The following is a 20,226-nucleotide window of genomic DNA, read 5'->3' as shown; positions in this document are numbered from 1 at the left end:
CCGGATGGGCATCGGGGAATCAGCGGTGTCCCCGGGCGTTAGCGCCCCGAAGGCCACGGCGTCGTCCACGTCGCAGACCCTCTCGCGCGGCATCCGGGTCCTTGAGGTGCTCGCCGAGTCCACCTCCGGGATGACCATTGCCGAGATCGCCGGCTCCCTGGGGGTCCACCGGTCCATCGCCTACCGCATTCTGCGCACCCTTGAAGATCACTCCCTCGTGCTCAGGGATGACGGCGGACGGTTCTGGTCCGGCCCGGGGCTCGCGGCCCTGGCTCGGGGTGTGGCGCGGAAGCTGCAGAGCGCGGCGCTGCCCGAGCTGACGGCCCTGTCCGCGTCGCTGCAGATGAGCGCCTTCATCGCCGTGTGGGACCGCCGCCAGTGCGTCACCCTGGTGGCCGTCGAACCGCCCCGCGGCGAAGGGGTCCTCGTGCAGCGGCCGGGCACCCGGCATTCCTTCGCTGCGGGAGCGCCCGGGATCGCGATCCAGTCGGCGCTGACCGAGGAGCAGTGGGAGGAACTGGCGCCGGGGGAGCCGTACCGGACGGAGTCCCGGACGGCGGCGCGCACCGGCTTCGCCTTCAGCCGGGACGAGGTGATTCCCGGTGTCAGTTCGATCGGCGCCCCCATCCGGGTCACCGGACAGCTTCCGGCCGCCCTTGCGGTTGTCTACCTGAGCAGCGAGGTGGCGGCCGAAGAGATCGGCGCCCGCGTCTGCGCTGCCGCGGCCGCCATCGAGCGGATCCTGAGGTAGCCGGAACGCCGGGCCCACGGAACCCGGGACCCTCGGGTTGCCGCTGTGCCCACCGGTTCCGGATGGTCGGCCCCGGGCGTCGATCTAGGAACCCGTTAGTGCCCCGAGGACCCGAAAACGACAGGCGCGCCCGATATTTCCGGCCCGGCGGTCGTTTTCGGGGGCGCTGGTCGCATGCTGGTTCGCGGTGCACCCGGAAATGACCAACGCATCCGGACTTTCGGGCGCATCCGTCGCTTTTCCTTGCGCGGAAATTCTGATCTTCCTGAAAATTGCCCGGACATAGTCCTGTCATCCTCCTTGAGAGTCCCTAGGCTAAGGGATATGGCCATCCTTCACAGAGCAACGCTGCGCCCGACCAAATTGGAACTCCTCGCCGGCTGGCTGCCCGCCCAGCCCTGGTGGAGGAACAACAGCGTTACCGATCTGCAGAAGGTCGCCTCGTTCCGCTTCGACGACCCGGACGGCGAGGTCGGCATGGAAACCCTCCTCGTCACCACCGGCCGGGAGGTGGTGCAGATTCCCCTGACCTACCGATCGTCACCCCTGGCCGGAGCGGAGTCAGGATTCGTCGGTGCGATGGACCATTCGATCCTGGGGCAGCGGTGGGTCTACGACGCCTGCGTCGACCCGGTCTACAGTGCGGTGGTGTCGACGGCGCTGCTCGGAGGCCCCGGCCAGGCTGATGAGTTCGTCGACGTCGACGGCCGCCTTGAGCCGTCCCTCCAGTCCGCAAGCGTCACCGTACTCCGCGGCCTGCCCGTGCCTGATCCCGGCACCCTTGACGGCGGCGTGGCCGGGAGTGAGACTCCTGTTCGCGGACGGGACCTTGACCTCGTCCTGTTCCGGGTGCCTGACCTGTCCGGGGGCATCCGGGGACCCCACGCGCTGATGGGCACCTGGTCCGGCCAGGAACCGCCCGTGCAGTTCCTCGCCGGTACTCCCCGCACGGCCTAACCCCTGCGCTGGCCGCCCGTCCCGGTCCCCCGCGCTCGGACCGTTCGGGGCCACCGCGACTGGCGGGATGAATAGTCCTCAATTTCTGAGCGGCAAAAGAACGGGAAATATACGCCGTTACGGGTGGGACTGGGCGTAATTGCTATATCGACATGCCTTCTGTACTTTTGGACCCACAGCGGTCTTCCGGGTGAAACTCAGACGATTCCCAGTTCTCTTTGAGTCCTGGTGCATCAAGACCAGCGGCAACTCTTCCAACCGGCGTCCACGGGCTTTGCAGCGCCCGTTTTTTTCGGCGCCCGACGGAGGGTGCCGCAAGCTGGCACCGCGGGGTCGGCCTGCGGGGCATTTCCGGGCTTCAGGAGAAAAACCAGTGATGATTTCAAAAAAATGGGCTGCAGCGGGTTCCGCGGCCGCTGTCTTGGCCGGAGGGCTTTTCCTCGGCACGCCGGCAGCAACGGCCGCGCCGGGGGACGCCGGATGCCTGACGGCTGCGGGCGCGTTCAACTCGGCGCTGGCCGGGGCGGGAATCACCGCGGCGTCGGTGACGCGGCTCGAAGCGGCCGCCGCCGCCATGGCGCAGGCGGAAGAGGCCTACTCCGCGCTCATCGAGGTCGCCGCCGCGGTGACCGGCCCGGCCCTCGAGGCCGGTTACATCGAGTTCGACGCCGCCGTCCCCGCCCTTGAGGACGCGAAGCTGAAGCACGCAGCTGCCGTGAAGTCCGGGGACCCGCAGGCGATCGAGGCGGCCGAGGCGGCCCTTGTCGCGGCCCAGGACCGCTTCGACGCGGCAGGGAACGCCCTGCCCGGCCTCGAGGCGGCCTTTACCGCCTCAATCGACACACCGGAGATTGCAGCAGCCGGCCTGGTCCTGGAGCAGGCGTTCGTCGAGTTCGAGATGGCCCTTACCGGGATCGACCTCGACGAGGCCACCATGACGAATCTCCTTGATCTCTTCAAGGCTTTCCTTGCCGCCTGCGAGGGTCAGACCGGGCTGCCTCCTGTCGTGGTTCCCCAGCCCGTCCTTGCTCCGGCGGCCCCGCCCGCCGCTGCGCCCGCTCCCGGAAAGACCAACGTCGGGCTGAACATCCAGACCGCTGCGGTCTCGACCCCCGAGGACAATGCGGGCACAGCCCTGCTGGCGGGCCTGCTCGCCGCGGGCATCGCTGTGCCGGCCGCGGCGGCCCTGCGGATCCGCAGCACTAAGCGCAGCAGCTAGCCTCAGCGCCGTTCCGGAGCCCGCCGCGGCTCCGGAACGGCATCGGTAATGCAGCCCGGCCGGTGCCCGCGTCTCAGCTTCGGTGCTCCTTGATCGCCGCCTCGGCCGCGTCAATCAGTTGTCGGGCCGAGCGTTCCCAGGTGTAGGTGGCGGCCTGCGCCAGGCCGTCCGCGGACGCCCGGGCCCACCGCCCGGCGGAGCCCAGGGCGCGGACGGCCTCGGTGAGCGCAGCCGGGTCGTCCGGGTCGACCAGGAGGGCCGCCCCGCCGCCCACCTCCCGGAAGATGGGGATGGCGCTGGCGATCACCGGGGTTCCCGCCGCCATCGCCTCGATCACCGGCAGCCCGTAGCCCTCGGCCTTCGACAGCGTGATCAGCGCCGTTGCGGTGGCCAGGAGCCGGTTGTACTCCTCGTCGCTGACGCCATTGTGGAAGACGACGGTGGCACCGGCCGGGATCAGGGCCTCAAGTTCAGCCCGGCGTTCGCTCGTGATCCTGCTGAGCAGGTGCAGCGTGTACTCCCCGAGCCCGGCCATTCCCGCGAGGAGCGTTTCGACGTTCTTGTAGGGCATGAACGAGCCCATGTAGAGGAGGGATTTCTCCGGCGCGACCGCTGGATCGCGGACGACGGCGGCCTCCTGCGGGGCGTTGCCGACGATGTGAACGGGCCGCCGGGTCAGGGCGTGCTCCCGGATCAGGGTGGCAGTGGTCTCAGAGATGGTCGCCACGACGTCGGCGCGGTTCAGCAGCAGCCGCTGCGGCCAGTAGGCCAGGTGGTAGAGGCGCCACAGCGCCCGCACCGGCAGCGGAAGGAAGGGCGGGGGCGCGGGATTGGTGTAGTAGATCAGGTCGTGAAGGGTCAGGATCAGCGGGTACTTCCGGCCCCAGGTCCCCATGGTCTGCAGGGGGCTGACGACGACGTCGGGGCGCAGGCGGTTCACGGTCCGCGCCACCAGGAGCTCGGCGGGGGAGAGCGGGCTGTTAGCCAGGACGTAGGGCACCTCGGGAAGCAGCGCCAGCTGCCGCGGATCGCTGATGAGCATTGTGACCTCGGCCAGCGTGGAGACCGCACCGATCAGGCTTGCCCCGTAACGGCTGATCCCATCGTGGTGGTCGGTCCGCGTGAAGCGCGCATCGATGAGGATTTTCACTTCCGGCCCTCCTGCAGGAAGGCCGTGACCAGCGCCGCGGCCTCGAGCGGCTTTTCGTAGTGCACGAGGTGTCCGGTACCGGCAAGGACCTCCAGCCGCGCCCCGGGGATCATCGCCGCGAGGCGGCGCTGTCCTTCGAGGGACCCCAGGTCGTCGAGTTCGGCGGCGATCAGCAGGACCGGGCCGGTCAGGTCGGCGGCACTGTCGCGGACCGTGGCACCGATCGAGGCCCGGAAGGCCTCGAGGACCACCCTGCGCTCCGCGAACGCACTGAAGTAGCGGGCGTGCTGGTCATGGATGTAAGCGCGCAGCGCCCGGTCGCGGGTCTTGGCCATGAAGATGCTCATGACGCGCACGATCAGGGGGTTGGTCAGGAGCGCCAGGCCGGGGCGTTCGGGCAGACGGGCGCCGGCGGCGTAATACAGCTCTGCTGCCCGGGACGCCAGGCGGCTCGAGCCCTCGAGGGCGGGCTCGCAGATGGGATTGACCAGGATCAGGGCGGCGGTGCGGCCCGGGTTGTCCGCGGCGAACCGCGACGCGATGACCGAGCCGAAGGAATGGCCCAGCAGGACCGTCGAGGGCCCGAGCCCCAGCGCCTCGAGGCTGTGGCGGACGAACCGGGCGTAGGCGGAGACGTCGTGGACGCCGGCCAGCGCCTCCGAGGCACCGAAGCCGGGAAGGTCCGGCACGATCACACGGTAGCCGGGCAGCCCCTCGACGATCCGCAGCAGCCCGTGGTGGTCGCCCCGGAAGCCGTGGACCAGGAACATCACCGGTTCCGCCGCATCCTGGGGCGCGGCCGGCCGGCCGGCGGGCCCGAGCGGTGCGAAGTCCCAGTACCGCTGGAGCCTCCCCTCCCAGGGAACGGTCCGTACCTGCGCGGTGCGCGGGGCAGCAGCGGCCGGGGCCGGTTCTGCTGCGGTGGGCCCGGTACCGGCATTCGGGCCGTGGAGCCTCACGAGTTCACCCGGTCGGGGTGGGAGCCGAATCGGTGGCCCCGCTCCAGCCCGTCGATGGCCGCCCGCTGGTCCGGGGCGAGGGTGAAATCGAAGACGTCGAGGTTGCCCTGGATCCGCTCGGCGCTGCTCGCCTTGGGGATGACGAGGTTCCCGCCGTCGAGGTGCCAGCGCAGGATCACCTGGGCCGGGGTGCGGCCCAGATCGGCAGCGATACCGGTGATGACCGGGTCGGTCAGCACGTGGCCCCGCCCGAGGGGACTCCACGCCTGGGTGGCGATGCCATGTTCCGCGTGGAAGGCCCGGAGGTCGTGCTGCTGCAGGTAGGGGTGCACCTCGATCTGGTTCAGTGCGGGCACCACCCCGGCTTCGCCGAAGAGCCGCTCGAGGTGGGGCCGCTGGAAGTTCGACACCCCGATGGACCTCACCCGGCCGTCCCGGTAGAGCTGCTCGAGGGCCCGGTAGGTCTCGACGTACAGCCCGCGCTCGGGCAGGGGCCAGTGGATGAGATAGAGGTCGAGATACTTAAGGCCGAGGAGGTCGAGGGAGGAATCGAAGGCCCGGAGCGTCGAGTCGTAGCCCTGGTCCCGGTTGAAGACCTTCGTGGTGACGAAGATGTCGCTGCGCTTTCGACCGCCGGCCAGCGCCCGGCGCACCGCCTCGCCCACTCCTGCCTCGTTGCCGTACATGGTAGCCGTGTCGAGGGTGCGGTAGCCGGCCTCGAGCGCCAGCGTGCACAGGTCGGTGGTGTCGGCGGGGGGCACCTTGTAGACGCCGTACCCCACGGCATCGATCTCCACGCCGTTGTTCAGGGGAACTTTTGGGGCTCGTTGCATGGAACGACTCTACCGATCGGCGCGGGACGTGCCGGCCAGCCGCGCTGGAGCGCCGCCGGGCTGCTCGTCCGCCGCGAGCTGCACCAGCCGGCGGGCGGAGGCCTCATCGAGGATCAGGTCCGTTGCAAGGCCCGCGGCCAGCGCCCCCCGCAGCCCATTGATCTTCGTCTCCCCGGACACCACGCAGATCCGGCGCCGGACCTCCTGGAGGTGGTCGAGGTCGGGACCGGTGCTGCGCTGGTTGAGCAGGATGTCCCGGTGGCTGCCGTCCTCCCGAAAAAACATGGTGGCCACATCGCCCACCACCTCGTCCTCGGCGAGCTGGGCGAGATCCTCGTCGTCGAGGTACCCGCCGCTGTACACGTGGCTGGGGATCCCGGCGTCGATCGACCCGACGCCGAAGACCGCCACCGTCATCCGGTGCTGGAGATCGAGGATGCGCCGCACGCTGCGCTCGTTCCACATCGCCCGCTTGGTGTCGGCGTGGTCGAAGAAGGCAGGGACGGGAAACTGCTCAACACGGGCGCCGTAGGCCTGGCCGAAGCGCCGCAGGATCTCACTGGCGTAGGTGATGCCGGTCGTCTGGGTGTTTCCGGCCCCGTTGAGCTGCACGATCGTGCTGTCGTGGATGTCCTTGCGGGTCAGGTGGTGGCTCACGGCGCTGAGGGTGGAGCCCCAGGCGACGCCGATGATCGCGTTGGAGTCCATCAGCGGGCTGATCGTGCGCGCCGCCTGGATTGCCACGCGCTCCAGTGCCTCGGAGTCGCTCACGCTGTCCGCGACGGGCACCACGTGTGCCTCGACGCCGAAGCGGCGGCGGATCTGCTGCTCAAGGACGGGCGCGCGTTCGGCGGGGTTGTTGATCGAAATCTGCACCAGGCCGGTCTGGCGCGCCATGGACAGCAGCCGGGACACCGTGGAGCGGGACGTCCGCAGCTCCCGGGCGATGGCGTCCATCGTCAGGTCCTGGAGGTAGTACATCTGGGCCGCGCGGAGGGCGTCCCTGGACCGGTGGCCGGTGCCCTCCCTTTCGGTCGGGGCCCGGCGCGGGCGGGGGAGTTCATGGTGGGGCACCAGTCTATTCTCACCCCTGTCGTGCACGTTTGTGCAATTTAGTTGACTGCAATTTCCAGAGTTCGAAGAATGGGTCAGGCAGTCCCATATCAGCAGAATCCTTACGGTTACGGAGTAGTGCCTTAATGAACACCGTCGACAGCAACAGTGCCAGCGGCAATGTCAGCGAACCGCGGACCGAGGTGAAAAAGCTTTCCGAGCGTCCCCGTGCCTCGGTACTCATCATCGGCGGAGGGATCAACGGCGTCGGCACCTTCCGCGATCTCGCGCTGCAGGGCGTCGACGTCGCCCTGGTCGAGCGTGGCGATTACTCCCAGGGCGCTTCGGGCGCCTCCTCCCACATGATCCACGGCGGCATCCGGTACCTCGAGAACGGGGAGTTCCGTCTGGTGCGCGAATCCGTCGTTGAGCGCAACCGCCTCCTGCGGGTCGCGCCCCACTACGTGAAGCCCCTGCAGACCACCATCCCCATCTTCAGCACCTTCTCGGGCATCCTTGCGGCCCCGATGCGCTTCCTCACGCACAAGCAGGGAAAGCCCACCGAGCGCGGCGCCTTCCTGATCAAGGTCGGGCTGAGCCTCTACGACTCCTTCTCGCGCGACGGCGGCTCGGTTCCCCGCCACAAGTTCGTCGGCCGGAAGAAGTCGCTGGCCCTCATGCCGGACCTGCGCCCCGACGTGAAGTACACCGCCACCTACTTTGACGCATCCGTTCACAACCCCGAACGGCTCACCCTCGACGTCCTGCGCGACGGCCAGCTGGCCAACCCGGAGGCACGTGCCGTGAATTACGTCACCGCCATCGGCGCCTCCGACGACGGCGTGCTGCTCCGTGATGAACTCACCGGCACCACCTTCACCTTCGAGGCCGACGTCGTCATCAACGCCACCGGGGCGTGGGTCGACGGCACCAACGCGGCCCTCGGCGCCGGAAGCTCCTTCATGGGCGGCACCAAGGGCTCCCACATCGTCCTCGACTCCGAGGCGCTCCTCGAGGCGACCGACGGTCGCGAGATCTTCTTCGAGCACACCGACGGGCGCATCGTGCTGATTTACCCCATGGGCGACCGCGTGCTTGTCGGAACCACCGACGTCGACGCCGACATGAGCGTTCCCGCGGTCACCACCGACGAGGAGATCGATTACTTCTTCGACCTGGTCCACCATGTCTTCCCGGCGGTTCAGGTCGGCCGGGAGGACATTGTGTACAGCTTCTCCGGCGTCCGGCCGCTGCCGCGCCATGATGACACCTCGCCCGGGTTCGTCTCCCGCGACTACCGCATCGAGAAGCGCGAAGAACAGCGCGGCGGCCGGAAGGTGACCACGCTGAGCCTCGTGGGCGGCAAGTGGACGACGTTCCGGGCGCTCTCCGAGCACCTGGCCAACGACACCCTTGCGGTGCTCGGCGTCCCCCGCAGGAAGTCGACGGCCAACCTCGCCATCGGCGGAGGCGAGGGCTTTCCTGCCGGTGAACAGGCGGAAAAGCAGTGGATTGCCGCCGCGGTCAGGCCCGGCTACGACGAGGAGCGCATCGGGGTTCTGCTCACGCGCTACGGCGCGCGCGCCACTGACGTGATCGAGTTCCTTGCGCAGGGCGAAGATTCCGTGTTCAGTTCCACTAAGGAACTAAGTTCCCGGGAGGTGGAGTACATGGTGCGCAACGAGCAGGTCGGTCATCTGATCGACATCCTGATCCGCCGCACCTCGCTTGCCTTCCGTGGTCTGGTGACTTCTGAACTCCTGGCCGAATTGGCCGCGGTGCTCGCACCGCTGCTGGGCTGGGACAAGGAGGCCGCGGCGGCCGAGATCCGCCACGCCGAGGCGGTCCTCGCCGACGCGCACCGGGTCGAGGTTCGAAGCTTGATCGCCTAGCGGAAGGTCCGCGGGGGATCGGCCCCGCCGCCCTTGGGCGGTGGGGCCATCCAACGGCAGGTGTTGCCGGGGGAAGGGGGCCGCTCAGGCGGCGGCGCCTGCACACAAGTAAATACACACAAGGAGTCAAAGATGTCTCTTGAAGTATTTGTTGCCGAAGCGTTCGGCACCATGATGTTGCTCTTGCTTGGTTGTGGTGTCGTAGCCAACGTTGCCCTGGCAAAGACAAAGGGTAATAACGGTGGCTTCCTGATGGTCAACTTCGGCTGGGGGCTCGCTGTCTTCGCCGGCGTCTTCGTCGCGGCCCTGTCCGGCGCCCACCTGAACTTCGCGGTCACCGTGGGCCTGTGGGTGAACGGGGACGTCGGGTCCTTCGCCCCGGACGTCGACAAGAACTTCGGCAACGCGCTGGGGTACCTCGCCGCCCAGATGATCGGCTCCATTGTCGGCGCCGTCGTGGCGTGGCTGGCCTACAAGCAGCACTTCGATGACGAGCCGGACCCCGCCAACAAGCTGGGTGTCTTCTCCACCGGTCCCGCCATCCGCTCCTACGGATGGAACCTCGTCACCGAAATCATCGGCACCTTTGTCCTCGTCTTCGTGATCATCGCCTTCGGTTCGACGCCGACCGGGCTTGGCCCGCTGGCTGTGGCGCTCCTCGTCGTCGGCATCGGCGCCTCCCTCGGCGGACCCACCGGATACGCCATCAACCCGAACCGCGACCTGGGCCCCCGCATCGCCCACGCCATCCTCCCCATCAAGGGCAAGGGTGGCTCCGACTGGGGCTACGCCTGGGTGCCGGTGGTCGGCCCGATCATCGGCGGCATCCTCGCCGGCCTGGTTGTCCAGCTGGTCGAGTTCCCCGCGCTCCCGGCGTAGGGTCAACGCCCGCCCGGTGCCGTCCGCATCGGGCACAAACCGACATCATCTCAACAAAGGAGTAGGAAATGTCGCAGTACGTTATCGCTATCGACCAAGGCACGACGTCGAGCCGGGCCATCGTGTTCGACCACAAGGGGGACATCGTCTCCTCGGGGCAGAAGGAACACGAGCAGATCTTCCCCAAGGCGGGATGGGTCGAGCACGATCCGGCCGAAATCTGGGACAACACCCGTGAGGTCATCGGCAGTGCCCTGTCCAAGGCGAACCTGACCCGCCACGACATCGCCGCCGTCGGCATCACCAACCAGCGCGAGACCGCCGTGGTGTGGGATCGGACCACCGGCAAGGCGGTCTACAACGCCATCGTCTGGCAGGACACCCGCACCCAGAACATCGTCGATGAGCTGGCGGCCAGCGGCGGCGTCGAGCGCTACAAGGCCAAGGTCGGCCTGCCCCTGGCCACCTACTTCTCCGGCACCAAGATCAAGTGGATCCTCGACAATGTCGAGGGTGCGCGCGAGAAGGCCGAGGCCGGGGATCTGCTGTTCGGCAACACCGACTCATGGGTCACCTGGAACCTCACCGGCGGCACCGACGGCGGCGTTCACATCACCGACGTCACCAACGCCTCGCGGACCCTGTTCATGGACCTCGAGACGCTCTCCTGGGACGAATCGATCCTCGCGGACTTCGGTGTTCCGCTGTCCATGATGCCCGCCATCAAGTCCTCCTCGGAGGTCTACGGAAAGGTCCACGGGTCCCAGCTGCTGCGCGAGGTGCCCGTGGCCGGCATCCTCGGTGACCAGCAGGCGGCGACCTTCGGCCAGGCCGCTTTCGCCAAGGGCGGCGCGAAGAACACCTACGGCACCGGCAACTTCATGATCGTCAACACCGGCGAGGAGATCGTCCACTCGAAGAACGGACTGCTCACGACGGTGTGCTACCGCCTTGGGGACGCCAAGCCGGTCTACGCGCTCGAGGGGTCGATCGCCGTCACCGGTTCCCTCATCCAGTGGCTCCGCGACAACCTCGGCATCATCAAGAGTTCTCCCGAGGTGGAGCAGCTCGCGACGACGGTGGACGACAACGGCGGCGTGTACATCGTCCCGGCGTTCTCCGGCCTCTTCGCCCCGTACTGGCGTGCGGACGCCCGCGGCGCGATCGTCGGCCTGACCCGCTTCGTGAACAAGGGACACATCGCCCGTGCGGCGCTGGAGGCCACGGCCTTCCAGACCCGCGAGGTGCTCGACGCGGCCAATGCCGACTCCGGGGTGGACATGGAGGATCTCCGGGTTGACGGCGGCATGGTCGCCAATGACGCCCTGATGCAGTTCCAGGCGGACATCCTCGGCATCCCGGTGATCCGGCCGAAGGTCACGGAGACCACCGCGCTCGGTGCCGCCTACGCCGCGGGGCTCGCCGTCGGTTTCTGGAAGGACACCGACGAGCTCGCCACCAACTGGTCCGAGGACAAGCGCTGGAACCCCTCCATGGACGACGCCGAGCGCGAGCGCCAGCTGCGCCTTTGGAAGAAGGCCGTCACGAAGACCTTCGACTGGGTCGACGAGGACGTTTCCTAGCGCCGGATCCCTCCGCCGCGCAGGCGCCCGCCCACCAGCGGTACCGGTGGACGGGCGCTTCTGTGCTCCTGCAGCGAAATCGCGGGGGAACCCGGGAGTTCTGCGCTAAGGTTGTTCCATGTCAACTCGGCGACTTCTTCCTTAGCCGCACGCGATTCGCGTGCGGCGGCCCCTCCTTGGACGAGGGGCTTTTGTGTGTCCGGGCCGGAATTCGACGCGGCCGGCACGCGGGAACGAATGACGATGAGGCAATCGCGAAGAATGACAGGACAGGGTCAAAGACAGTGAGCATACCTTCCGAGGCGGGACAGCCCGACGAGAACACCTACGACTTCGCCGCTCTGGAGGCCCGATGGCCGGCGGTGTGGGATGAGCTGGAATTGTTCAAGCCGCTCGACGACGGCTCACGCGAGCGCCGGTACGTGCTCGACATGTTCCCCTACCCGTCCGGCGACCTGCACATGGGACACGCGGAGGCCTTTGCCATGGGCGACGTCGCCGCCCGCTGGTCCCGGTTGCAGGGCTTCGACGTGCTGCACCCGATCGGGTGGGACTCCTTCGGGCTCCCTGCCGAGAACGCGGCCATCAAGCGCGACGCGCACCCGGCGGAGTGGACCTACGCGAACATCGACACGCAGGCGCACTCCTTCAAGCGCTACGCGATCAGCGTCGACTGGTCCCGCCGGATCCACACCTCCGACCCCGAGTACTACCGCTGGACCCAGTGGCTGTTCACCCGGTTCTTCAACAAGGGCCTCGCCTACCGGAAGAACTCGCCGGTGAACTGGTGCCCCAAGGACCAGACAGTGCTCTCCAACGAGCAGGTCATCAACGGGGCCTGTGACCGCTGCGGGACGATGGTCACCAAGAAGGACCTGAACCAGTGGTACTTCAAGATCACCGACTATGCCGACCGCCTGCTGCAGGACATGGACCAGCTGAAGGGCCACTGGCCCGAGCGCGTGCTGGCGATGCAGCGCAACTGGATCGGCCGTTCCGAGGGCGCCACCGTGCGCTTCACCATCGAGGGCGCCGATGACCGGCCCGCCCACGACGTGCCGGTGTTCACCACCCGCCCCGACACCCTCTACGGGGCGACCTTCTTCGTCGTCGCCGCCGACACCCAGCTCGCCCTCGACCTGGTCACCGCCGAGCACCGCGGCGCGCTCGAGGAGTACCGGGAGCAGGTCAAGAAGCTCTCCGAGATCGAGCGCCAGTCCACCGAACGCGAGAAGACCGGCGTGTTCACCGGCCGGTACGCCGTCAACCCCCTTAACGGGGAAAAGCTGCCCGTCTGGGCCGCCGACTACGTGCTGGCCGACTACGGCACCGGAGCGATCATGGCCGTTCCCGCCCATGACCAGCGCGACCTCGACTTCGCCCGGGCGTTCGGCCTGCCGGTCCGCACCGTCGTCGACACCGGCGCCGAGGACCCGGCGGTCACCGGCACCGCGACCGCCGGCGAGGGCGTCCTGGTCAACTCCGGCGAGCTGACCGGGCTGGACAAGCCCGCGGCCATCGCGCGCGCCGTCGAACTGCTCGCAGCGCAGGGCACCGGCGAGGGGACGGTCAACTTCCGGCTGCGCGACTGGCTGCTCTCGCGCCAGCGGTACTGGGGGACCCCGATCCCCATCATCCACTGCGCCACCTGCGGCGAGGTCCCGGTGCCCGACGAGCAGCTGCCGGTCACCCTGCCCGAGGGCTTGCACGGGTCCCAGCTGAAGCCGCGGGGCGTCTCCCCGCTGGCCGCCGTCGAGGACTGGGTCAACGTGGCCTGCCCGTCGTGCGGCGGGCCGGCCAAGCGGGATACCGACACCATGGACACCTTCGTCGACTCCTCCTGGTACTTCCTGCGCTTCGTCACCCCGGACCTGGAGACCGCGCCGTTCGACACCGACGCCGTCAACCGGTGGATGCCCGTCGGCCAGTACGTGGGCGGCGTCGAGCACGCCATCCTGCACCTGCTCTACAGCCGGTTCTTCACCAAGGTGCTCTTCGACCTGGGCCTGGTGAACTTCACCGAGCCGTTCTCCTCCCTGCTGAACCAGGGGCAGGTGCTCAACGGCGGCAAGGCCATGAGCAAGTCCCTGGGCAACGGGGTGGACCTCGGCGAGCAGCTCGATAAGTACGGGGTGGACGCTGTGCGCCTCACCATGATCTTCGCCTCCCCGCCGGAGGACGACGTCGACTGGGCCGACGTGTCGCCGTCGGGCTCGGCCAAGTTCCTGGCCCGCGCCTGGCGGCTGGGCGCGGATGTCACCAGTGCGCCCGGCGTCGACTTCGTTGCGGGCGACCGGGGGCTGCGCTCGGCGACCCACCGCACCCTGGCCGACGTGCCCGAGCTCATGGGCGCCAGCAAGTTCAATGTCGTCATCGCCCGGCTGATGGAGCTGGTCAATGCCACCCGCAAGGCCATCGACTCCGGCCCGGGTGGCAGCGACCCGGCCATCCGCGAGGCGGCCGAGACCGTCGCGGTGCTGCTGGGCATGTTCGCCCCGTACACCGCCGAGGACCTGTGGGAGAGGCTGGGCCACACCCCCGGGGTGGCGACCGCGTCCCTGCCGGCTGTCGAGAAGGACCTGTTGGCCCAGGAGTCAGTCGTCGCCGTCGTGCAGGTCCAGGGCAAGGTCCGCGACCGGCTCACCGTGTCACCGGACATCACCGAGGACGAGCTGCGGACCCTGGCCCTTGCCAGCGAGCCCGTCTCCCGGATCCTCGACGGCAGGGGCATCCGCACGGTCATTGTGCGGGCGCCCAAGCTGGTCAACATCGTGCCCAGCTGAGAATGGCCAACGACGGACTCCCGGCCGCGGTCGTGACCGACTCGGCGGCCGGGTTCCCGCCGGGCTGGCTCGACGGGCAGGGGCGCGCAGGGGGAGTCACTGTGGTTCCCCTGCCGGTGCTGATCGCCGGCCAGATCTACAGCGACGGCGGGGACTCCCTCGTTGAGCCCTTGACCATCGCGCTGGCGCAGGGCTCGGAGGTGCGCACGTCCCGGCCGTCGCCGGGCCAGTTCGAGCGCGCCTATCGGACCCTCGAGGCCGAAGGCCATTCGGGCATCATCTCCATCCACCTTTCGGGGGCGCTGTCTGGCACGGTCGATGCAGCACGGCTGGCAGCCTCCTCCGTCGGCATTCCCGTCGAGGTGATCGACAGCCGCACCGCCGGCATGCCGCAGGGCTACGCCGCCGTCGCCGCGCTGGAGTCCCTGCGCCAGGGTGCAAGCCTCGAGCGCAGCGCCGCCGCGGCGGCGATCGTCTGCCGCACCTCGGAGCTGTATTTCTACGTGCCGAGCCTTGACCAGCTGCGCCGCGGCGGAAGGATCAGCGCCGCGGCCAGCTGGCTGGGCAACGTCCTCTCGGTCAAGGCGCTGCTGAAGATCCAGGACGGGCGCGTGGTCCCCGTGGAGAAGGTGCGCACGGCCGATAAAGCCCTCGACCGGCTCCTCGAGATCGTCCAGGAAGCCGCCGCCGCCCGCGCCGGCGGGAGCGAGATCACGGTGCACCACTTCGGGAACGACGACGAGGCCGCCGGGTTCGCCGCCCGGCTGGAATCCGGTCTTCCCGTCACCCCGGTCTCCCTGGCCCGCTGCCCGGCGGTCCTGGCGGCGCATGCCGGCCTCGGCGTGATGGCGGTGGCCGTCGTCCCCGGGCCGTTGTCCACATAACGCCAGCGCGGCCCTTTTTCGCGTGGAATCCCTGCCTACGGTGGCGTATGCCGCGACACCGCTGGGCCACCACCGCTCCCTTTCTTCCGCTGCCGCCGCCCGCCGACCGTTCGGTCGATTCGGTCGAGTCGGTCGATACCGACGCCAGCATGACCGGCGAGGCTGCCGGTGCGTCGCACGGCCCGGGTGGTCTGACCAAGGTCGGGTCCGAGGAGGCGACTCCGCGGACCCGCCGGTGGGCCGCAGCCCGTGGGGCCTCCCTGGTATTCCTGGCCCTGGCGCTGACCTTGGGCGCTGGACTGTTCTTCGTCCGCAGCGAGGCTTCGCCTCCGGTTGCGACCATCCCGCTCTCGGCCGAGGGGCAACGGCCAGGATCAGGGGATGAGTTGGAGCGGGGTGGGCAGGCAGCCCCCGGCTCCGCACCGGGATCGGCGCCGCCGGGCCCGGTGCCGGCCGGTGGTGCTGGGTCCGGAACCGCCGGATCTGACGATGATTCTGCCGCCGGCAGCGGGGCGGGGACGCCCCTTGAAGGGGATGAGGCGGCCGAGCCGGGCGGCGTCTTCGTGCACCTGACCGGCGCGGTGGCGTCGCCGGGGGTGCGAGAGGTTCCGCAGGGCTCGAGGCTGTTTCAGGTGCTCGAGCTGGCAGGGGGTGCCACACCGGAGGCGGACCTCGCCGCCGTGAACCTGGCCGCCGTCGTGGTGGACGGGGGCCAGGTGCACGTGCCGCGGAAAGGCGAAGCGGTTTTGCCTGGCCCACCGGCGGGCACCGGCGGGTCGACCACCGGTGATCGGACGCCGGGCAGTGGATCAGGTGGGGCGGGGCCCGGGGGCGCCGGTACCATCGGCACCGGGATGCCCGACGGCATGGTGAACCTCAACACCGCCGATGCCCCCGCCCTTGAGTCGTTGCCCCGCGTGGGCCCGGTCCTTGCGGAGCGGATCATCGCGTGGCGGACCGAACACGGCCCGTTTGCGCGGCCCGAGGACCTCGAAGCGGTCCCGGGGATCGGGCCCGCCCTGCTCGAGGCGATGCTGCCCCTCGTGGTGGTGCGGTGACGAAGCGTGCACTTCCGGAACCGCAGGCCTTACCCGGCATCGACGCATCGACCCCGGACCGTTCCACCGCGGGAACCGGACACCCCGACCGACTTCCGCCTGGCCCCGGCCGCCGCCGCGGCATGGACAGCCGCGGCGCTGGCGACCCGGCTGCCCGCGGAGGAAGCCGCAGCCGGGGGAGCCCTGCTCGCCGGTGCCGGCCTCACGCTCGGTCTGCTGTGCGTGGCATACCGCGGGCGGGCCGCCGCGGCACTGCTGATCCCGCTTCTCCTGCCGCTGGCCGCGGGGTGCCTGGTCACGCTGGCGGCCGCCGGAAGCCTTGCGAGGTTCACTGCGGGCCCTGTCGACGAGGCAGCCCAGGCGAAGGCCTTCGTCACGGTCATCCTTCGCCCGTCCAGCGATGCCGCCCCCGTTCGGGCCGATTACGGGGAGGCGCGCTATGTCCTTCGCGCCATCGTGGCCGCCGGCTCCTCCTCCGGGCGCTCCTTCACTGCGGCGTCGCCCGTCGTGGTGTTCGGGGATGGGCAGTGGAAGCGGATCGGGAGGGGCGACACGGTGCGCTCCGTGGGGAGGCTGCGCCCTCCGGACCGGCCCGGGAGGGAGGTGGCGGTGTTCCTTCCGGCCGCTCCACCAGTGGTCGAACCTGCCCGGGGCGCGGAGGACTACACGCGGGACCTCCGCCACGAATTCAGCAGCCGGGCCCTCGCCCGTGGAGCGGGGGACGGAGGGCTGCTTCCGGGAATGGCCATCGGTGACCGCTCGGTGCTCGACGACCGGCTCGGGGAGGCGATGAAGACCACCGGGCTGACCCACCTGACCGCGGTGTCCGGCACGAACTGTTCCTATGTGCTGGCCTTTGTCTTCCTGGCCGCGCGTGCGGCCCGGTTGCCCCGGCCCGCCGCCGCAGGTGCCGCACTCGTCGCGTTGGCCGCCTTTGTCTTCCTCGTCCGCCCGGAACCGAGTGTGCTGCGCGCGGCGGTGATGGGGGCCATCGGGATTTTTGCTGTCCTGACCGGCCGGGGCCGGATGTCCCTGCCGCTGCTGTTCCTGGCCGTAATCGTGCTCCTGGCCGCCGACCCGTGGCTGCACTCCTCCTATGCCTTCCTGCTGTCCGTGTCGGCCACAGCGGGGCTGGTCCTCATCGGGCCGCTCCTCGCCTCGCGGTTCGCAGCGGCCCTCCCGGTCTGGGCTGCCCGGTTGCTCGCGGTGCCGGTGGCGGCGCAGCTGGCCTGCACGCCGCTGCTGGTGATGCTGCAGCCCTCCCTGTCCGTCTATGCGGTGCCCGCCAATCTCGCCGCGGCGCCGGTGGTGCCGTTCGTGACGATCGCAGGGATGCTCGCCGTTGCCGCCATCGCCGTCTGGCCGCCCGCCGCCGAACCCCTCCTGGCGGCCGGGCAGCTGGGGTCCGGGTGGGTGGCCACCGTTGCCCGGGTGGGAACCGGCGCGCCCTTCGCGCAGGTGCCCTGGCTTCCGGGGGTGCCCGGCGCCGTACTTGCGGCCGTGCTGTCCCTGCTGATTGTGCTCGGCGTCGTCGCTGCGGTTCGCCCGCGGCGGGCAGCTGTGCCGCGCCGGGCGTTCGTCCGTTACGGATCGGCGGCGCTGTGCCTGGTGGCGGGCTGTGCCCTGGGGGCCGCCGGAGTGATCCTGCTCGAGCCCCGGGCGGGTCATCCGACGGGCTGGGTGGTGGCCGGCTGCGACGTCGGGCAGGGCGACGCCTTCGTCGTTCATACCGGGCCCGGGCGCGCCCTCGTCATCGACGCAGGTCCCGATCCCGGCGCGGTGGATGAGTGTCTCTCGGACCTGGCGGTCACAGTGGTGGACCTGCTGGTGGTCACCCACCTCCACGAGGACCACTACGGGGGAGCGGCCGGGGTGTTCGAGGGACGGCAGGTGAAGGAGCTGCGCTACTCGTCGGGTGAACCGACCCTGCCCCGTGGACTCAGCTCCCTCGCCCGGGCGGCCGGGCTTGAACCGGCGCGCATCGCCGCCGGAGACGTCGGCCAGGCCGGGGGAGTGAAGTGGGAAGCGCTGTGGCCGCCGCCGTCCGCGGATACCCGCGCCGGTCCGTCGACCGGGACCCGGTACGGCAGCGAGAACGACGCCAGTGCCGTGCTCCTGGTCGAGATCCCGGGTCCTGCGCGGCGGGCGACCGTGCTGTTCACCGGCGACATTGAGCAGGAGGCCTCGCAGCGGCTGCTCTCCGGGCACCCGGAGCTGGCCCGGACCGGCGTGGACATCCTGAAGGTCGCGCACCACGGTGCCCGGAACGGGGGCACGGCGATCGTCAAGGCGCTGCGGCCCGGTCTTGCGCTCATCTCGTCGGGGGAGGGCAATGACTACGGCCACCCGCATCCGCAGGTGGTGGCCGACCTGCGCCGGCAGTCCGTCTACGCGGCGCGCACCGACCAACTCGGCACCTTCACCGTCTCCCTCGGTGCTGACGGCCTGGAGGTGAGGCCGCTGGCCGACTGAGTAACCGACCGACGTTCACCCCGCTGAGGGCGGGCAGGTCCACGGGTTGTCACGGATTAGGGAGTTGTCTTGTCCGTTCCTCGTAGAGCCCGGACTAGGAGTGCTGCGGCAGGGTATGAGGTCCGCTGTGAAGGGCGTGGTTGTTGGCGGCACGGGGTTCCGGGGAGGACGGCATCTCGCAGCTCATGTGGATGATGAACCCGGACAAGCTGAATCTCGTCAGGCTTCCCTAGTTCCCGCTCGCAGGAGGGCCTCCAAGCGAGTCGAGCGGCGTCTGCAGGCTTTGCACTTCGCCTGCCGGATTTTACTGTGGAATGGCCCACTGCCCGCCCGTCCATTCCACCGCTAGGATCCCAATGTCGTCGCCCACCTCCCGACCCTCCCTCATACGTTCGCAATCGAACGCTGAGGCGCACCGGGTGTCATTCATCGAGTTGTTCTTCGACCTCGTCTTCGTCTTCGCCATCACCCAGATCGCCCACGGGCTCATCGACCACCCGGACGGCGGAACATTCACCCGCACCCTGGTGCTGACGATGGCCATGTGGTGGGTGTGGGTATACACGACCTGGTCGCTGAACTGGTTGAGTCCGGAGCGATCGCTGATCCGGGTGGTGCTCATCGCCGCAATGCTGATCGTCCTGCTGATGTCCAGTGCCATACCGGAGGCATTCGACGAAGGCCAGGGGCTGATCTTCGCGCTGGGCTATGTAGGGCTCCAACTCGGTCGCGCAATGCTGATGGTTGCCGCATTACGTGACCATGACGCGGCGCTGAGCGTGAGCTACATCCGAACGTCGATCTGGTTCGCAGTGTCGGCCGTGCTTTGGATCCTCGGCGGCCTCGCCCCATCCGAGGAACGCCTGTACTTCTGGGCCGCGGCTATCGTGATCGACCTGCTGGCACCCCTCTTCCGCTACTGGATGCCGGTCCTGGGATCGACAGCGCCGTCCGTATGGACCGTCTCCGGGGAGTACATGGCCGAACGCACGGGCCTGTTCATCATCGTGGTCCTGGGGGAAACGATCATTGTCACGGGCACGGCATTCGGCGAGCTCGAGGGCAATCCGACGCAGGTGAGCGCCTTCCTCTCGGCTTTCGCAAGCACTGTTCTGATGTGGCTGCTGTACTTCGCCCACGACGAGAGCCGAGGACGGCGCTTCATCAACGCCTCCCGGAACGCGGCCATGGTCGCCCGATCGGCGTACACCTGGGCTCCCGTGGTCCTCGTCCTCGGTCTCGTGCTTACCGCAGTTGCCGATGAACTCGTCCTGCTTCACCCAAGCGACAACATCGGGACTGAGGATCAGTACATCCCGACGAATCTGCTGATCTTGACGGCATCGTCCGTCTATCTGCTCGGCAACCTCCTGTTCAAACGAGCCATCGGCCGGCCGTGGCTGGTATCCCATATCGCCGGAATCCTCGCGCTCGCAGGCCTCTCCGCCGCCTCGAACGCTCTCTCGCCGCTGGCCATGAACTGGGCCAGCAACGCCGTGCTGCTGGCAGTCATCGTGTGGGACTACCGCACCCGGTCGCTCACCGGCAGCACGAGTGAGGACAACCGAGAGGACTCCGCAACCATCGACTAGACGCCCGGCCGTTTCGGGTACGTCGGCGATAACGACCCCAGCACCGTCCTGCCTGGAGGAATCAGCGGGGCCCATGCGGAAGGTGGGCGTGCTGTTTCGAGTAGGAGGCCGCGCTGCGGCTGAAGGTCCAGCAGGGGAGCTTTGCCCGAGGTCGGCGGCAT

15 protein-coding genes are annotated in these 20,226 nt (G+C 69.0%); 11 read left to right on the top strand and 4 right to left on the bottom strand.

The features are described from left to right. The first annotated feature begins 4 nt into the window (after positions 1-4). The 3 genes from GVV77_RS04500 to GVV77_RS04490 all read left to right on the top strand — a co-directional run bounded on the left by GVV77_RS04500 (position 5) and on the right by GVV77_RS04490 (position 2,927). Positions 5-751: an IclR family transcriptional regulator gene (locus GVV77_RS04500; protein ID WP_159617025.1), complete on the top strand. Its 747-nt coding sequence runs from the start codon at positions 5-7 to the stop codon at positions 749-751. Positions 752-1,075: 324 nt separating this feature from the next. Next, a complete protein-coding gene (locus GVV77_RS04495) occupies positions 1,076-1,708 on the top strand; it encodes a CG0192-related protein (RefSeq protein WP_159616743.1) in 633 nt (210 codons plus the stop codon). A 376-nt stretch (positions 1,709-2,084) separates the two neighbouring features. Next, positions 2,085-2,927 (top strand): hypothetical protein, encoded by an 843-nt coding sequence (locus GVV77_RS04490; RefSeq protein WP_159616741.1) that lies wholly within the window; start codon positions 2,085-2,087, stop codon positions 2,925-2,927. Positions 2,928-3,000: 73 nt separating this feature from the next. Here GVV77_RS04490 and GVV77_RS04485 read toward each other — a convergent pair whose 3' ends face one another. From GVV77_RS04485 to GVV77_RS04470, 4 genes are read right to left on the bottom strand one after another with little or no spacing between them, the layout of a single operon-like run. Further along, positions 3,001-4,077 (bottom strand): glycosyltransferase family 4 protein, encoded by a 1,077-nt coding sequence (locus GVV77_RS04485; protein WP_159616739.1) that lies wholly within the window; start codon positions 4,075-4,077, stop codon positions 3,001-3,003. Continuing rightward, complete coding sequence (locus GVV77_RS04480; protein ID WP_246199635.1) at positions 4,074-5,036, bottom strand: alpha/beta fold hydrolase; 963 nt, start codon at positions 5,034-5,036, stop codon at positions 4,074-4,076. The genes GVV77_RS04485 and GVV77_RS04480 overlap by 4 nt, the downstream gene beginning before the upstream one ends. Next, on the bottom strand, positions 5,033-5,869 hold the full coding sequence (locus GVV77_RS04475; protein ID WP_159616737.1) for an aldo/keto reductase: 837 nt from the start codon (positions 5,867-5,869) through the stop codon (positions 5,033-5,035). The genes GVV77_RS04480 and GVV77_RS04475 overlap by 4 nt, the downstream gene beginning before the upstream one ends. 9 nt (positions 5,870-5,878) lie before the next feature. Next, positions 5,879-6,850 carry a sugar-binding transcriptional regulator gene (locus GVV77_RS04470; RefSeq protein WP_159617021.1) on the bottom strand — a complete coding sequence of 324 codons (972 nt, stop codon included), beginning with the start codon at positions 6,848-6,850 and terminating at the stop codon, positions 5,879-5,881. 218 nt (positions 6,851-7,068) lie between these two features. On the opposite strand from GVV77_RS04470, the gene GVV77_RS04465 reads away from it, so the two are divergent. From GVV77_RS04465 to GVV77_RS04430, 8 genes are all read left to right on the top strand, one after another. Further along, the gene (locus tag GVV77_RS04465) at positions 7,069-8,814 is read left to right on the top strand and encodes a glycerol-3-phosphate dehydrogenase/oxidase (RefSeq protein WP_159616735.1); all 1,746 of its coding nucleotides are present in this window, start codon (positions 7,069-7,071) and stop codon (positions 8,812-8,814) included. Positions 8,815-8,946: 132 nt separating this feature from the next. Then, a complete protein-coding gene (locus GVV77_RS04460) occupies positions 8,947-9,693 on the top strand; it encodes an MIP/aquaporin family protein (RefSeq protein WP_159616733.1) in 747 nt (248 codons plus the stop codon). A 68-nt stretch (positions 9,694-9,761) separates the two neighbouring features. Next, on the top strand, positions 9,762-11,276 hold the full coding sequence (gene glpK / locus GVV77_RS04455; RefSeq protein WP_159616731.1) for a glycerol kinase GlpK: 1,515 nt from the start codon (positions 9,762-9,764) through the stop codon (positions 11,274-11,276). A gap of 284 nt (positions 11,277-11,560) precedes the next feature. Beyond that, positions 11,561-14,059 (top strand): leucine--tRNA ligase, encoded by a 2,499-nt coding sequence (leuS, locus tag GVV77_RS04450; protein ID WP_425483336.1) that lies wholly within the window; start codon positions 11,561-11,563, stop codon positions 14,057-14,059. Positions 14,060-14,061: 2 nt separating this feature from the next. Beyond that, the gene (locus GVV77_RS04445) at positions 14,062-14,943 is read left to right on the top strand and encodes a DegV family protein (protein ID WP_159616729.1); all 882 of its coding nucleotides are present in this window, start codon (positions 14,062-14,064) and stop codon (positions 14,941-14,943) included. Positions 14,944-14,990: 47 nt separating this feature from the next. Then, the gene (locus tag GVV77_RS04440; RefSeq protein ID WP_159616727.1) at positions 14,991-16,001 is read left to right on the top strand and encodes a ComEA family DNA-binding protein; all 1,011 of its coding nucleotides are present in this window, start codon (positions 14,991-14,993) and stop codon (positions 15,999-16,001) included. 6 nt (positions 16,002-16,007) lie between these two features. After that, positions 16,008-18,473 carry a ComEC/Rec2 family competence protein gene (locus tag GVV77_RS04435; RefSeq protein ID WP_159616725.1) on the top strand — a complete coding sequence of 822 codons (2,466 nt, stop codon included), beginning with the start codon at positions 16,008-16,010 and terminating at the stop codon, positions 18,471-18,473. Between the two features lie 419 nt (positions 18,474-18,892). Beyond that, positions 18,893-20,065, top strand: a complete 1,173-nt coding sequence (locus GVV77_RS04430; protein WP_159616723.1) for a low temperature requirement protein A — start codon at positions 18,893-18,895, stop codon at positions 20,063-20,065. Positions 20,066-20,226 lie beyond the last annotated feature (161 nt).

The sequence above is a fragment of the Arthrobacter zhaoguopingii genome (assembly GCF_009828605.1).
Lineage (GTDB): Bacteria > Actinomycetota > Actinomycetes > Actinomycetales > Micrococcaceae > Arthrobacter_D > Arthrobacter_D zhaoguopingii.
This window is presented reverse-complemented; position numbering and strand designations above follow the sequence as displayed.

Bases quoted from the DNA above. Each gene is read 5' to 3' on its own strand.
- GVV77_RS04470 (WP_159617021.1), bottom strand. From the start codon at position 6,850: ATGTACTACCTCCAGGACCTGACGATGGACGCCATCGCCCGGGAGCTG.
- GVV77_RS04500 (WP_159617025.1), top strand. From the start codon at position 5: ATGGGCATCGGGGAATCAGCGGTGTCCCCGGGCGTTAGCGCCCCGAAG.
- glpK (WP_159616731.1), top strand. From the start codon at position 9,762: ATGTCGCAGTACGTTATCGCTATCGACCAAGGCACGACGTCGAGCCGG.
- GVV77_RS04460 (WP_159616733.1), top strand. From the start codon at position 8,947: ATGTCTCTTGAAGTATTTGTTGCCGAAGCGTTCGGCACCATGATGTTG.
- GVV77_RS04465 (WP_159616735.1), top strand. From the start codon at position 7,069: ATGAACACCGTCGACAGCAACAGTGCCAGCGGCAATGTCAGCGAACCG.
- GVV77_RS04475 (WP_159616737.1), bottom strand. From the start codon at position 5,869: ATGCAACGAGCCCCAAAAGTTCCCCTGAACAACGGCGTGGAGATCGAT.
- GVV77_RS04440 (WP_159616727.1), top strand. From the start codon at position 14,991: ATGCCGCGACACCGCTGGGCCACCACCGCTCCCTTTCTTCCGCTGCCG.
- GVV77_RS04490 (WP_159616741.1), top strand. From the start codon at position 2,085: ATGATTTCAAAAAAATGGGCTGCAGCGGGTTCCGCGGCCGCTGTCTTG.
- GVV77_RS04445 (WP_159616729.1), top strand. From the start codon at position 14,062: ATGGCCAACGACGGACTCCCGGCCGCGGTCGTGACCGACTCGGCGGCC.
- GVV77_RS04495 (WP_159616743.1), top strand. From the start codon at position 1,076: ATGGCCATCCTTCACAGAGCAACGCTGCGCCCGACCAAATTGGAACTC.